The sequence below is a fragment of the Thermodesulforhabdaceae bacterium genome (assembly GCA_037482015.1).
Taxonomy (GTDB): domain Bacteria; phylum Desulfobacterota; class Syntrophobacteria; order Syntrophobacterales; family Thermodesulforhabdaceae; genus JAOACS01.
Genome location: JBBFKT010000003.1, coordinates 219,036 through 233,602, shown reverse-complemented (window position 1 = coordinate 233,602; position 14,567 = coordinate 219,036). Strand labels below are relative to the sequence as shown.

13 protein-coding genes are annotated in these 14,567 nt (G+C 44.4%); 5 read left to right on the top strand and 8 right to left on the bottom strand.

The annotated features are described in order from the left end of the window. Positions 1-600: 600 nt before the first annotated feature. From WHS38_06455 to dctP, 6 genes are all read right to left on the bottom strand, one after another. Positions 601-1,038 carry a DUF296 domain-containing protein gene (locus WHS38_06455; GenBank protein ID MEJ5300613.1) on the bottom strand — a complete coding sequence of 146 codons (438 nt, stop codon included), beginning with the start codon at positions 1,036-1,038 and terminating at the stop codon, positions 601-603. 114 nt (positions 1,039-1,152) lie between these two features. Further along, positions 1,153-3,318 carry an L-lactate dehydrogenase (quinone) large subunit LdhH gene (gene ldhH, locus WHS38_06450; protein ID MEJ5300612.1) on the bottom strand — a complete coding sequence of 722 codons (2,166 nt, stop codon included), beginning with the start codon at positions 3,316-3,318 and terminating at the stop codon, positions 1,153-1,155. Between the two features lie 5 nt (positions 3,319-3,323). Beyond that, positions 3,324-3,866, bottom strand: a complete 543-nt coding sequence (locus tag WHS38_06445) for a lactate utilization protein (GenBank protein ID MEJ5300611.1) — start codon at positions 3,864-3,866, stop codon at positions 3,324-3,326. A 30-nt stretch (positions 3,867-3,896) separates the two neighbouring features. Next, complete coding sequence (locus WHS38_06440) at positions 3,897-5,237, bottom strand: TRAP transporter large permease subunit (protein ID MEJ5300610.1); 1,341 nt, start codon at positions 5,235-5,237, stop codon at positions 3,897-3,899. Between the two features lie 5 nt (positions 5,238-5,242). Beyond that, positions 5,243-5,755, bottom strand: a complete 513-nt coding sequence (locus WHS38_06435; protein MEJ5300609.1) for a TRAP transporter small permease subunit — start codon at positions 5,753-5,755, stop codon at positions 5,243-5,245. 56 nt (positions 5,756-5,811) lie between these two features. Next, positions 5,812-6,975 carry a TRAP transporter substrate-binding protein DctP gene (gene dctP / locus WHS38_06430; protein ID MEJ5300608.1) on the bottom strand — a complete coding sequence of 388 codons (1,164 nt, stop codon included), beginning with the start codon at positions 6,973-6,975 and terminating at the stop codon, positions 5,812-5,814. Positions 6,976-7,204: 229 nt separating this feature from the next. Here dctP and WHS38_06425 point away from each other — a divergent pair, with 229 nt between their 5' ends. From WHS38_06425 to WHS38_06405, 5 genes are read left to right on the top strand one after another with little or no spacing between them, the layout of a single operon-like run. Continuing rightward, positions 7,205-8,605, top strand: coding sequence for an FAD-linked oxidase C-terminal domain-containing protein (locus WHS38_06425; GenBank protein ID MEJ5300607.1), 1,401 nt, complete (start codon positions 7,205-7,207; stop codon positions 8,603-8,605). Positions 8,606-8,608: 3 nt separating this feature from the next. Then, the gene (locus tag WHS38_06420; protein MEJ5300606.1) at positions 8,609-9,895 is read left to right on the top strand and encodes a (Fe-S)-binding protein; all 1,287 of its coding nucleotides are present in this window, start codon (positions 8,609-8,611) and stop codon (positions 9,893-9,895) included. Next, complete coding sequence (locus WHS38_06415) at positions 9,892-10,635, top strand: FadR/GntR family transcriptional regulator (protein MEJ5300605.1); 744 nt, start codon at positions 9,892-9,894, stop codon at positions 10,633-10,635. Before WHS38_06420 ends, WHS38_06415 begins: the two co-directional genes overlap by 4 nt. After that, complete coding sequence (locus tag WHS38_06410; GenBank protein MEJ5300604.1) at positions 10,632-10,982, top strand: CidA/LrgA family protein; 351 nt, start codon at positions 10,632-10,634, stop codon at positions 10,980-10,982. The genes WHS38_06415 and WHS38_06410 overlap by 4 nt, the downstream gene beginning before the upstream one ends. Continuing rightward, complete coding sequence (locus WHS38_06405; protein MEJ5300603.1) at positions 10,975-11,670, top strand: LrgB family protein; 696 nt, start codon at positions 10,975-10,977, stop codon at positions 11,668-11,670. Before WHS38_06410 ends, WHS38_06405 begins: the two co-directional genes overlap by 8 nt. A 23-nt stretch (positions 11,671-11,693) precedes the next feature. Here the strand turns inward: WHS38_06405 and miaA are convergent, their stop codons facing one another. Both miaA and mutL read right to left on the bottom strand, forming a co-directional pair. Continuing rightward, entirely contained in the window at positions 11,694-12,656 is a 963-nt protein-coding gene (gene miaA, locus WHS38_06400) for a tRNA (adenosine(37)-N6)-dimethylallyltransferase MiaA (protein ID MEJ5300602.1), read from the bottom strand. Further along, positions 12,653-14,518, bottom strand: a complete 1,866-nt coding sequence (gene mutL, locus WHS38_06395) for a DNA mismatch repair endonuclease MutL (GenBank protein MEJ5300601.1) — start codon at positions 14,516-14,518, stop codon at positions 12,653-12,655. The genes miaA and mutL overlap by 4 nt, the downstream gene beginning before the upstream one ends. Positions 14,519-14,567 lie beyond the last annotated feature (49 nt).

Here is a 14,567-nt window from a genome sequence, read left to right as displayed (position 1 = left end):
GGGAACTCCATACATAAACTCCAAGAAAAAAGTCCAGTATAGTATACTCTATTGCACCAGGTTTGTACATGAGCCAACATTGTTTATGACGAAGATGTAAAAACCTTAAGCCAGTTAATTTGTAAAGGTCCAATCTTCTATTGTTTTGACTGGTAGGGGCACGGATCCCTTGCCCCTGCAGTACGCCAATCTAAGAGGGTGTTCTAAAAACCCCCTTACATTTCCCTATAGCGGAATCATTGATTGTTATTGTAGGGGCAGGTTAAGAACCTGCCCCTACAATGATTACGAAACGGCACGAAATTTTTTGAAAAAGGTCACCGTATTTTATTAATTAGGGTGTTCTAAAACTTCCTTTACGGGGTGGCGAAACATAGAAAAGGCAGGGACGAAACTCAGCCTGGGAGACATTCCCGGACTCGGGTAACTAACCCAAGTTCGCCACAAAAAGTGGCGAACTTGGGTTACGGAGTTTTTAGAACACTCTCATATGACAGACGCCACCTGTAAGAACTCCGATGTAAGCCTCTGTTCAGAAATATTTGAAATACATGATTCCGAAAAATTCACAGATTTAGATTAAACGGTCTATCTAGATTCTTACTGTAATTTAAGTAATACTAATCCGGATCTGGGATCAAATTCTCTCTGAGCGTCTATTCCCTTAATTTCGATTATTATAGCTTCCAGAACAAGGAATGTTTCCGCCATTTCTCTTAAACAGCCGACCGTGACTCTGTCATGCTTTCCATAGGCTCCATGAAAATGGATTCTTGGAATATCTTTATCCCAAAAAATAGTCCCGATACCGAGTATTTCCTGACTATCATGAAGTTCACGCCACACAGGCACAGGGGGCATTTCGTCTTTTTGAGGTCCTACCACAACTTTCAAGTTTTTCATGCCGCCCAAAAGGAAAAAAACCGCTGAACGGATGTTTTCTTTTCTGGCTAAATCTATCAAGTTACTTAATACGTTATCTCCATCTTCAAATCTGGCAACCACAACTCTTGCAGTTTCGCCTATTCTATACTTCATCTCTTTACTCCTCTGCACATATTACAGCGACAACTCATATTGAAGTTACAAACAGAAAAGAACAGCTAAAATGTGCGACATGGAAAACCCCTTCTCAAAAAAACGAGAATCAGGCTATCTGATAACTCGAGCCAGTAACTCTGCCATGTGAAGAACTCGCAGGGGATTTCCCCTCCGATCTATACCACCTCTAAGCTGTAGCACGCAACCGGGACAATCGGTAACCAGGTATTTTGCCCCCGTGGACTGCACGTCATTGAGCTTCTTTTCAAGAAGTTCCCGGGAAATTTCCGGAAATTCCAGAGAATAAGATCCTCCTAACCCGCAACAAACCTCTTCTTCGGGACAGGGCACATAGGAATAGCCAGCAGAAGAAATCAATTTTCTAGGCGCTTCCCTGACTTTAAGTCCACGGCAGAGATGACAGGGAGCGTGATAAGTAACTTTTTCGCCGGCTCCAGAAAAAACCTGCTCCTGATGTGCCTCAGTAAAATTCAACACAAAAGAGCTGAAATCGACTATTTTTCGGGAGAATTCAGCAGCTATTTTTTGTTCTTCTGCTCTGTCAAACAACCTGGGGTAGTTTTCCTTAATGTGTGAAGCGCAAGAAGCACAGAGAGTTACAATGTAGCGGCAATCATGAGCGTCATTAGCGAAAGCTTTTATATTCTGGAGAGCTACAATGCGTGCGGTCTCTTTTTCAGAAGCCATAAGAGCAGGCAAGCCGCAACAGGTCTGATCTTCAGGGAAGACCACAGAAATCCCAAGCTTCTGGAAAATCCTCATGGCATCTTCGGCATGTTCCGGATAGACAAAATCTACAAGACATCCTGCAAAGAAAGCGATCTTTTCTTTTGGCGATGCAACCCTGGGTTTTATGGAAGCCCATCTGTCCCTGAAAGGATGGGAGGTTATAACAGGAAGGCTTCGGAATGTTTGTTCCTTCATAAAGAAAAGAGGAAGATGGCGAATCATACCGTCTGGGTCAGCAAAGGGCTTTTGAATCATTCTCGCCCGTCTCAGAAGAAAATGAAATAGTCTGCGATCCTGTAATATCTTAGAAAGAATTAAGTTCTTTGCCGGCTTTATGGCTTTGTGTTCCAGGACTTTTCTGTGGGTTTCCTTAATGAGATAGGGTAAATCAATTCCAACCGGACAAACTTCTTTGCATGCCTGACAGTTCAGACAGTTACGAACTATGGTTTCATCCTTGTCCGGACCGTGATAAAAATAAGTCAGGATTAGCCCTATGGCTCCTATGTATATGTGACCGTAATTGTGGCCCCCAACAAGCCTGTAAATCGGGCATACATTCGCACAGGCGCCACAGCGGATGCATCTTAACACTTCACCAAATAGAGGATCTCTTGCAATCCCAGTTCTTCCGTTATCCAGAAAAACAATATAAAGCTTTTTGCGTTTTCCGCTGTCTCCATTCCAAGGAACCGCACCGGATATCCAGGTTACATAAGTAGAGATGATCTGACCTGTTGCATTCCGGGGAAGAACTCTGACGATTCTCAAAGCCGTTTTTATATCCGGGACAAGCTTCTCGAGTCCCACCAGAGCAACATGAACCGGTGGAAGAGTGGTTACCAGGCGAGCGTTACCTTCATTTGTGATTATTCCCAGAGTTCCTGTCTCAGCGACAGCGAAGTTCGCGCCTGATATTCCCATTTGAGCATTTATGAACTCTTTTCTAAGCTCCCGCCTGGCAAGAGCCACCATTTCCCCGATGTCTTCGGGATCTATAGGCTGACCGGTATATTTTTGAAAAATTTCCGCCACATCTCTCCGACATAAATGAATTGCCGGCATAACCATGTGAGAAGGACCGTGACCGCAAAGCTGAATTATCCATTCACCAAGATCTGTTTCCACCACACGGTAACCTCTTTTTTCCAGATAAGCATTCAGAAAGATTTCCTCTGCAGTCATAGATTTAGATTTTGCAATATTTTGAACGCCTTCTTTTCTGGCAATTTTTTCAATAATATCGTTAGCTTCCAGTGCGGTGCGAGCTCGATACACCACCGCTCCCAATTCTTCGGCTTTTTCTTTGAAGCGACTATACAGTTCTTCCAGCCTTTCAATCGCTGATTGACGGTATGAGGAAAGCTCCAGTCGCAGTTTCTCGAAATCAATTCCTTCAAAAGCCCGCTCACGTGCTTCTCTGTAGGACACAGCAAAATTATCCAGGGTTTTTCTTAGGTATTCGTTTTTCAGCGCCTTTTTCAAGCGCAGGTGGTATTCTTTTATGCTGGCAGGTGCTCCGTGCATTAAAATTACTCCCCGTATAAAATAACCGTAACCCTTTTAGGTCCATGAACCCCAATTGTAAGAACCCTTTCTATATCCGCCGTGCGACTCGGTCCCGTAATAAAAGCAACGTATAAAGAATCTCCTTTAACCATCTTTTCAAGAATCGGTTCTACATCAGGAAGTTCTCCGTAAAGAGCCGAAACGGGCAAGAGAATTATATGGTGATCTGCAAGCATTGATGCCAGCCTCACATTTTCTGATGTGCTTTCAATTATTATCGTTCCTGTTTCAGAAATTCCTGCATGACCGGGAGTAACAGAACACAGGAATCCGGGAAGACAATCTCTCACGGAACCGTTGAAACACTCTATTCCCTCTGCAGACAACCGCTTCAGGATCAAATCTGTCACCTGAGAATCAAAACCGCTTAAAACAACATGCTTGATGGCGGTCTCTTTCAAGTATGAAACGAGCTTTTCACAGGCATCACCAAGAGCACCGGCTATTAAGACTTCCGTCTGGACCGCTTTCGCCCTGTTTATAAATGTTTCGATTAAACTGCTCATCCCCTTAGCTCCTGATTAATTTGCCGGGTTTTAGCGGAAGAACAAAGAAGGAAGCCACGTAACAGTTTTAGGAAAGATGGCAACTATAAGCAACCCCAGAAGCTGCAATCCTACGAAGGGCACAATGCCTCTGTAAATGGTCATCATGTTATATTCTTTTGGCGCTACCCCTGCAAAGTAAAACAGCGCATATCCAAAGGGAGGAGTAAGGAAGGATGTTTGCAGATTAACACACACGAGCATGGAAAACCAGAGAGGATCAAAGCCTAATTCCATAGCTATGGGCATAAAGATGGGAACGGTTACCAGTAAAATAGCTGCCCAGTCGATAAACATACCCATGATAAAAATTATTGCCATCATTATGAATAGGACAACCCATCTGTTAAGGCCTCCTCCTATGAGGAAGTCGGAAACCACATCTCCTCCACCCATGCTGAGAAAAACCGTGCTGAAACATTTTCCTCCGATGAAGAGCATCATGACCATGCAGGTTATGCGCAGAGTAGCTACAGAAGAGCTTTTCAACATCTCCCAGTTTAAGGCTTTATTGAAGAGAGCCAGAAAAAAAGCTCCAAGCACACCCATGCCTGCTGCTTCTGTGGGAGTGGCAATGCCCAGAAGGATCGTTCCCATTACCAGAAAAATTAGCGCCAGTGGAGGAAGCAAAGATTTAAGAGTCATAGCCAATTTTTGGGAAGTTGTATACCTGGATGATTCTTCCTTTGATATGGGGGGACCAAGGGATGGATTAAGAGTGCAACGTATGAGTATGTAGAAAAAATACAGCCCTGATAAGATCAGACCTGGTATGACGGCTCCCGCGAAGAGATTTCCCACCGAGGTTTCTTTAAGTCCGGTCAACCCACCGTAAACAACCATCATAATGCTGGGAGGGATGAGGATGCCAAGTGTTCCCGCCGCGCATATGATTCCACTCGTGAGTTCCTTCTGATAGCCCTTCTGCAAAAGGGCGGGTGTTGCTAAAAGCCCCATGGCAACAACAGATGCTCCAATAATACCTGTTGTTGCGGCAAAAACTGTGCACACTACAACCACGGCAAGCCCCAGGCCTCCACGGATACCACCAAGGACGATGTAGAGCGCATCAAAAAGCTTTTTGGCAACTCTTGACTTGTCCAGGAGTTGCGCCATGAAGATGAAGAGAGGTATCGCTACGAGAACGTAGTTGTTCATAATGCCCCAGGCGTTATTAACGAACAGGTCAAATAAGGCTGGAACATTAAAGCCATTATCTATTAATCCGAAAATCGTAGCAACCCACATCAGGGTAAAGGCTAGAGGGTGCCCGAAAGCAATAGCAATGATAAGAGCAACAAACATTAACAGGGTAAGAATCTCCGGACTCATCAATGCTATCTCCTGGATAATTTTCGGTATTCTTGAACTTTCTCAATAAGCCTTAAAACACCTCGAAACCACAGGAAAAAGAAACCAAGAGCCATAAGTCCTTTTATGGGGTAGATGGGCGGAGCCCAGCTTGTTGAGTTGAGTTCGTTCTGGATTGTTGAAACATAAGCAAACTTAAAAGACCAAACCATTAAAAGAGTCATTAGCGGGATAAACATTAGACCGTAGGTAAGAATTTCCATAAGAGCTTTAGTCTTTTTGGAAAATCTGGAAGTGACTATATCAACTTTCACGTGGCCTTCGTAATGCTCCGTATAGCCAAGTCCCAGCATATAGTGGATTCCGTATAAAAAGGTTGTCAGTTCAAATCCCCAGATGCTGGGAGCGTTAAAAACATATCTTCTTATAACTTCCTGAACGACAACCAGAACCAGGGGGATGATAAGGAGCGAAGAAACTTCTCCCGTCCAGATAAAACAGTTCAGGACTTTTCCTGACAAATCCTTACCCTTTTCCATGATTGACCCTCATTGAGAGTTTCAGGAGAGGGAGCAACCCTCCCCTGATGAAAGACTTATTCGGTTGTGCGTCCCGATATGTAAATATCGTAGGGCCAGGGAGTAGCACCGCTTCTGGCATCGCGCCAATCGGCAAATTCCTTTATAAAAGCTTCCTGGCTTTCAAGAACTTTCTTCACATCCGGATGTTTTTCTTTGAGCGAGTCGAGATACTCTTTGGTGGTTTTTCTGAAGGATATGAGAGCTTCTTTGTTCATTTTCACAATTTCGATTTTCTTTTCTTTAAATCTTCTAATTGCTTCTGCGTTAAGGCTGTTTATCCAGTTATAAGCCCAGAGCTGAGTCTCTTTGGCAGCAATATCAACGATCCATTTAAGATCTTCAGGCAAGCTGTCCCACGCTTTCTTATTGAAGAAGACAGCACACTGAATCCCCGGTTGATGCACACCGGGCTGGATTGCATATTTTGTGATTTCATCAAACCCCATAGGATAATTGATCGCCGGGGAGGAAAACTCAGCCGCATCAATTACACCTCGTTCCAGAGCAAGATAGATTTCGCCTCCGGGAAGAGGACTGACCGACGCTCCAAGCATGTTGAGAATGTCCATATACCACCCGACAGTTCTGACTCTAAGCCCTTTGAAATCTTCCATTTTTTCGGCTCTTTTATTTGAAAAGAGACCCATTTCCTGTCCCAGCTGTCCGCAGGGAAGCGCATGCAGTCCGTAGCGACCGTAGAGTTCTTGCATCATCTCAAGACCACCCTTTTCATAGAGCCATATATTGTAGCCTTCTCCATCAAGGCCGAAAGGCACGGAGCCGAAGGCAACGAAAGCTTCATTTTTACCCTTCCAGTAGCCGGGCCAGTCATGTCCCACTTCGGCTGTGCCCTGAACAACGGCATCAAAGGTTTGCATAGCCGGCACAAGTTCACCCTCAGAGTAGGGTCTTATGTCCAGACGACCTCCTGATGCAAGTCTCACGCTATCACAAAAATGAACAGCGATGTCGTAAAAGAGAAGCCCTTTGGCCCATGGCATAACCATTTTCCATTTAAACTTTTGAGTAGAAGGCTGAAATTCAACTTTTTTTGCTATTTCGTGACGCTTATCGACACCGAATTTTTCTCTTTTTTCCGCCTTTTCCGCCATTGAAGGATTCAAACCAAAAAGGAAAACAAGGGCTATAAATGTGGTCAGGGATAAAACTTTTCTCATGGTTAACCCTCCTTTTTGTTAAGGCATTTATAAGGCTTTGCCCGGGTAGGCACTGATGCCGATTGATGTCTGACCATTGGACTGACATCCTTTCCTTTAGACATGGAAGCCGCAAAACATTGTTATTTATGGTTGCCATTCGAATGAATAGTCTATATGATAGAGGGTGTCAAGAAAGAAGTTACAGTGGTTATACCATAATGACATAAGACCATCTGGAGGATTCGATATGTCCGAAAAGGCTTTAATCAAAGATCTGAAGACAATGTTAGGAAACGACAGAGTTCTCACCGCCCCAGAAGATAAGGTAGCCTACTCCTATGATGCAGCAGTTGTTGAACAGGTCATACCAGTTGCAGTGGTTCAGCCCGAAAGCGAAGAAGAAATGGGCATGGTAGTTTCCTACTGTCACCGAAACAGTATTCCCCTCACAGTCCGCGGCGCAGGAACAAACCTGAGTGGCGGAACCGTGCCCCATGAGAAGGGAATCGTCCTCCTTACCGGAAGGCTCAACAAAATTATCGAACTCAACACCGAAGACATGTATGCGGTGGTTCAGCCCGGAGTAATAACAGCTCATCTGGCTAAAGCCGTCGAAAAACAGGGTCTTTTTTACCCTCCTGACCCGGGAAGTCAGGCTGTATCAACCCTGGGAGGAAATGTAGCTGAAAATGCAGGAGGTATTCGGGGACTTAAATACGGAGTTACAAAAGATTACGTCCTGGGACTTGAATTCTTCAGCGCTGAAGGGAATTTAATCAAAACAGGGTCAAAAACGGTAAAATGCGTATCAGGTTATAATCTTGCGGGTTTGCTCGTCGGATCGGAGGGCACTCTGGGGGTTATATCGCGAATAACCCTCAAGCTCATACCTCAGCCCCCCGCCAGAAAGTCCATGATGGCACTATTTGCCGATATTCGTTCAGCATCCCAGACCGTTGCCGCCATCATAGCGGAAAAAGTAATTCCAGCAACTCTGGAGTTTATGGATAAATTTACCATTGATGCAGTGGAAAGGTTCAGCAGAGCAGGACTTCCAACTGATGTTGAAGCTATGCTTCTAATTGAAGTTGACGGCCATCCTGCCCAGGTTGAGGACGAAGCCGGGAAAGTTGAAAAAATTTGTCGGGAGTGTGGATTTATTAAAATTCGTGTAGCGGAAAGCGAAGAAGAAAGAAACAAAGTCTGGGAAGCTCGTCGCAGTGCTCTCTCCGCACTGGCTAAACTCAGACCCACGGTGGTTCTCGAAGATGCAACGGTGCCCAGAAGCAAAATCCCCAACATGGTGCAGGCTATACAAAAAATAGCAGAGGAATATGATGTTAAAATCGGCACATTCGGTCATGCAGGAGATGGTAATTTACATCCAACAATTCTCACGGACAAACGCAACCATGAGGAATGGAAAAGGGTCGAAAAAGCCGTGGAAGCTATTTTTGATGCAGCGCTAAAACTTGGTGGGACTCTTTCTGGAGAGCATGGAATTGGCATAGCTAAGGCGCCGTTTCTATCAAAGGAGATAGGAAGGGACTCTATCTCTTACAGCATGCGTATAAAAAGGGCTCTGGATTCCCGCAATATACTTAATCCCGGAAAAATTTTATGGCTTAACGGTTCATATAGGGAGTAGCAAATGGCATCAATAACTAGATTGATTACCATGCTTGAAGGTCTTGAAGAAGATCTCATCGTCTGTATGCGCTGTGGTATGTGTCAATCTGTTTGTCCACTTTATAAAGAAACAAGACTGGAAACCGATGTAGCCCGCGGAAAACTGGCAATTATTGATGGGTTAAAAAAGGCGCTGTTTGAAAAGCCCGATGGAGTAGCCGAAAGGTTACATAGATGCTTGCTTTGCGGATCCTGTCAGGCTCAGTGCCCCAGTGGTGTAAAATCCATAGAAATCTTTCTGAAGACAAGAGCAATCATTGAAGAATACAGGGGACTTTCGCCCCTGAAGCGATTTATTCTCAGAAAGATTCTTTCAATACCGGAACGGTTTCACAGGGTTCTAGATATTGCAGCTAAGTGTCAGAAAATCCTGTTTAAAGAAGCGGATCCCGTCGTGGGAACATCCTGTTCCAGAATTCCTCTACCCCTAATCGGAAAAAGACATATAAAACCGCTTGCTCCTGAACCCTTTCATGAAAAGCTACCTTCATTTTATCGCCCGGCGTCAAATGGCCCTACGGTAGCGGTATTTACCGGATGTCTTATCGACAGAGTTTTTCCCTCTGTTGCGGAATCCACAATCAGAATCCTGGAAAAAAAAGGTGCAGGAATATACCTTCCCGAAAATCAGTCATGCTGTGGTATCCCTGCTCTTTCAGCAGGAGATAGATCTACCTTTGATGTTCTCGTCATGAAAAATATCGGAGTTTTCTATGGCGAGAAGTATGATGTGCTCGTTACTGCTTGTGCCACATGCACGGCTGTGATAAAAGAAATATGGCCAATTATGATGGAAGGAGAAACCCCTGCCTTGGTCGACAAAGTAAAAAGTTTATCTCAAAAGACGATGGATTTAACAGAATTTCTTGTTAAATACGGCTACATAGAAAACTCTGGAAAATTTCATAACCGGGCAAAGGCGACTTACCATGATCCCTGCCATTTGAAGAAATCTCTTGGCATATGGAAAGAGCCCAGAAAAATCCTTGATTCTTTGCCGAATTACGATTTTGTTGAGATGCTGGATTCTGATTCGTGTTGTGGGCTTGGTGGAAGTTTCGGTCTTGAGTATGGTAATCTATCTGAGAAAATAGGATTAAAGAAGGCACAGAACGTTATCGATTCCGGTGCAGATGTAGTTGCAACTGCATGTCCTGCCTGTATGATTCAGTTGTCTGATATGCTTTCTAGAATTGGGAACGGCAAACCAGTAAAACACATAATTGAACTTTATGCGGAGAGCCTATGACACTGCCATCAATACCTCTAAAGCCCATTAAACCCAGGAAAATTTCCGATCAGGTGTGTGACCAACTGATGGAGTTAATATATCGAGGTTATCTGAAGTCTGGTGAAAAGCTCATGTCTGAGCGGAGTCTGGCTGAGGTGCTGGGAGTAAGTCGTCAGACGGTAAGGGAAGCCATAAACAGGCTGGTCGCTATGGGGTTGCTTGAACACCGTCAGGGTCAGGGAACCTTCGTCCGTCACCCCGCTAGAGCGGAACGCAATCCTTTTCTTGAAGCTCTTGACATAGACAATGCGTCCCTTGTTGAGATTCTGGAGGTAAGGATGGGTCTTGAGTGTAATGCGGCATCTCTTGCGGCTTTGAGAGCTGATGAAAGGGATATTGAGTTCCTTAAAGAAAGTCTTGAAGAGATGAAAAAAGACGTGGAATCTGGCGGGTTGGGACATGAGGCAGATGTGTCTTTTCATATGGCCATTTCTTATGCAACCAAAAATCCAGTTCAGGTAAGAATCATGCGAAGTATGTATGATATTCTGTTTTTCGGCATTAAGCAGAATCTGCAGGGTCTTTACAAAAATCCAAAGAACATCGAAATAATAATATCCCAGCACAGAGCAATCTTTGAAGCTATTCAGAATAGAGATCCCGAACGAGCGGAAGAGGCTATGCGGCAACATATAACTTTTGTGAGGGACTACTTCGCAAAGAAACCGGAAATCATTTTGTCAGAATCAGGAGTATGATAGAAGGGCTATTTTTCATATTCCTTTTTCTCATAATAGGAGAAGCTATTTCAAAAGCGGCCGATTTGCCTGTGCCAGGTAATGTAATTGGTATGGTGCTCTTGACCTTTTCTTTAAGCAGGGGTTGGGTAGATATTTCAAAAGTGAAAGGAGTTGCTGATATTCTTGTAAAAAATCTTGCCCTTCTTTTTGTTCCGCCTGGCGTTGGACTTATGGTCTATTTTGATCTTTTAAAGAAAGAATGGCTCGCAATTTCAGTATCGTGGTTTTTGAGCACATTTGTGGTGCTTGGTGTGGTAGGTATTGTGCAAAAAAAGTTTGATGACAAGAGGAGACAAGGTGATTAGCTTTCTGGAAACTCACGCCTTTTCTATTTTCATAACCGTTGCTGTATTCTTCTTATCTCAGAAAATATATCTTCGCTTTAAGTATTTCTGGCTAAATCCTGTAATGATTTCCATAATCTTCCTGATGATATATATAAAACTCACAGGAATACCCTATTCAACTTATTTCGAGGGAGGCAAAATCATCAGTTTCTTCCTGGGACCATCTGTTGTGGCTCTGGGAGTCCCACTTTACCTGCAGTTAGAGGAAATAAGAAAGAGAGGCATTTCAATTTTAGTTTCAATTCTGGTCGGAAGCATATCTGGAATTATAAATGCCGCAGGTCTTGCGTTTTTTATGGGCGGCAGCAGAGAAGTAATTGTTTCTATAGTCCCAAAATCGGTAACAACTCCCATTGCTATGGGCATATCGGAAAAACTGGGAGGTATTCCCTCTTTAACGGCTGCCATTGTTATTGCAACAGGAATTCTGGGAGCCGTAATGGGACCGGTGTTTCTCAGGCTACTTAAAGTAAAAAATGGTGTGCCCTTTGGTCTCGCCATGGGAGCTGCATCTCACGGGATAGGAACTTCACGAGCCATAGAAGAAGGAGAAATTGAAGGTGCAACCGGAGGACTTGCAATATGCCTTAATGGTGTTGCAACAGCTATTCTGACGCCCATTTTTATAAAAATTTTCCCTCTATAATTGGGTCGTGAAGGAGTAATCTTTTATGTCTTTTGATGAAAAAAGACGGTTTTTTTAATACTATTTTTCAAAATTTGAAGTAGATAATCCCTCCGATTTGCATCAATCCACTGGAATCCTGGTTCCTTCCTAAACCATGTGAATTGACGTTTGGCGTAGCGCTTTGTCTCTAGCTGGATGTCTCTTATGGCGTCGTCAAGGCTCATGCGTCCTTCAAGGTGTTCGATGATTTGACGATATCCTATGGATTGAAGGGGCTTAAGGTCGGGCGAATAACCCATGTTGAGTATCTTTATTACTTCTTCGCATAGTCCCCGCTCTATCATTTCAAGCACTCTAAGTTCGATTCGTTTAGCAAGTTCTTGTTTATCTCGATACAGGAAAATCTTTACGCTGTGGTAACGTTCTGAAGCAAAACGATGCTGTTTTTGAAAATATGAAAGGGGTTTTCCGGTAAGGAGGAAAACTTCGAGTCCTCTGAGGATACGCTGAGTGTCGGAAGAGTGAAGTGATGCGGCTAATTCAGGATCTACTTTCCGAAGTTCCTGGTAAAGAGTCGCCAAACCATCTTCCTGTAGTCTGAGTTTCAATTCCCGGCGGATTTGATCTTTTCTGCTATGATCATCATCAGGGATCTGGCAAATACCTCTTGTGAGAGCTCTTATGTAAAGCCCTGTTCCTCCAACCACGAGAGGCACCACGCCTCGATTCCAGAGTTTCTGGATTACATCATCAGCCATTTCCTGATAGGTTCCGGCGTCGAAATTTTCATCAGGGTTAACGACATCAATGAGATGATGGGGAACCAGACGCCGCTCCTCTTCCGTTGGTTTTGCCGTTCCGATGTCCAGAAAGCGATAAACCTGAAGAGAGTCAGCATTTACGATTTCCATGCCGAAGGCTTGAGCAATCTCAAGCGCCACTTCGGTTTTTCCCACGGCTGTCGGTCCAGAAAGGATGACAATGAATTTTCCGGAAAGCTTCATAGGCTCCGCCCAAAACGCCTGGCTATTTCCTGTTCTGTGATGATAATCCACGCAGGACGTCCGTGAGGACAGGTGAGCACCTGGGGATTACGGTGGAGTTCATCCATCAGCCAGGAAATGGTTTCGCGGTTTATTGGAGTTCCGGCTCTTAGAGCTCTATGGCAGGCTACAGTGCTTGCAAATCGTTCAAGTAGTCTTGCCTCTTGACTCTGGGTTTCGTCAAGTCCGGTTCTTATAATTTCGCCAAGTATATCTTCGTGCCGGATTCCTGTATCAACTGCCGGGACGGCTCGAACAGCAACCGAGTCGGTTCCAAAGGGTTCCACCTCATAGCCCAGAAGACGAAGATCGGATCGCCTGCTTTCGATCATTTCGACCTCTTCGGGAAGCAGAGAAAGCAGGAACGGGATAGCAAGCTGTTGAGATGGAAGAGGCAGGCTCTGGGAGATAAGTCTGTTGTAAATGATGCGTTCATGGGCTGCGTGAAAATCAATAAGCACAAGACCCGACGGCGACGAACAAACAATGTAAGTGTTGTTTATAACTCCCAGGACGGTAAGGGAAGGAAGTTCGAGCTTATTTTTGGCAGGTTGAGAGGAAGTTACAGGAGGGGGTAAGGTATTTTTCCGTTCGGTAATTTCGGGATCGAGCAAAGGAATATCTTTTTCTTCGGAACTGTGAAGATTGGTTGTAAAAGGGCTGAAGTCGAATTTTTCCGTTGGTAGGGGGAGATCTTCTTTGCTTTCTCTGAAAGATGTTGAAATAAGGATTTGGGCTTTTGGTTCTTCGTTGAGGCAAATACCAGAGTGGGAAGCGGATGTAGTTGAAATTGAAGCATCCAGTAATGGTGCAAGCAGAAAGGGAGATTTTTTTTCATGCCCGGTTCGTCCTTCCATAATGGCGTCTTTAATGAGAGCGATTATAGCCCCGGTGTTTTTGAACCTTACTTCCTGTTTTGTGGGATGCACGTTTACATCCACGTCCTGTGGATTCATTTCGATAAATAGCACCACAAACGGAAAGATTCCTTCGGGGACAAAAGATCTGCAGGAATCTCGAATGACCTTCTGTATGAGAGCGTCTCTAAAGGGTCTGCCGTTTATGAAGAGAAAAATTGAAATAGGTGTGGGACGTCCTAGAGATGGATCCCCGAGATAACCTCGAACGGCTGTTCCATCTCTAGCGAGCTGGAAGGAAATCAAGCTTTGGGAAGCTTTAAGACCAAAGACCTGCGAAATACGCTCCCTGAGGTCTGATGTGGCGGGATAGTTGAAAAGCGGTTTTTTACCTTCGTAGAGTTCAAAGTGGACAAGGGGATTAGAAATAGCCAGTCGGCGAAATTGATCCAGAATATGCTGACGTTCGGTGTTTTCGGATTTAAGGAATTTTCTTCTCGCCGGGACGTTGAAGAAAAGATCACTAACGGTAACGGAACATCCCACAGGGCAGCCCACAGGTTCAACTGATTTTAGGGTTCCTCCTTCGGCGTAAACTCGAGTTCCCACGTCTTCTTCAGATGTTTTTGTGATTAGTTCAAAGCGGCTTACAGCGGCAATGCTTGCAAGAGCTTCACCGCGAAAGCCGTAGGAACTGATTCTATGAAGATCATCCACTGTTTTGATTTTACTTGTTGCGTGGCGTTCCAGAGCGAGCAAAGCGTCTTCTCTATCCATGCCTTCTCCGTTGTCCACTACGGAGATGAATTTAATACCTCCTCGCTCATAGCTGACAATGATGTGAGAACTTCCCGCATCGAGGCTGTTTTCCATAAGCTCCTTAACGACCGCAGCGGGTCTTTCCACAACTTCTCCAGCGGCTATATGGTGACAGAGAGCATCTGGTAAAATACGAATTTTTCCCATAGGTTTTTCCCTTGACTCATCAGAGTGTCATTTTTTTGAACATTTTATA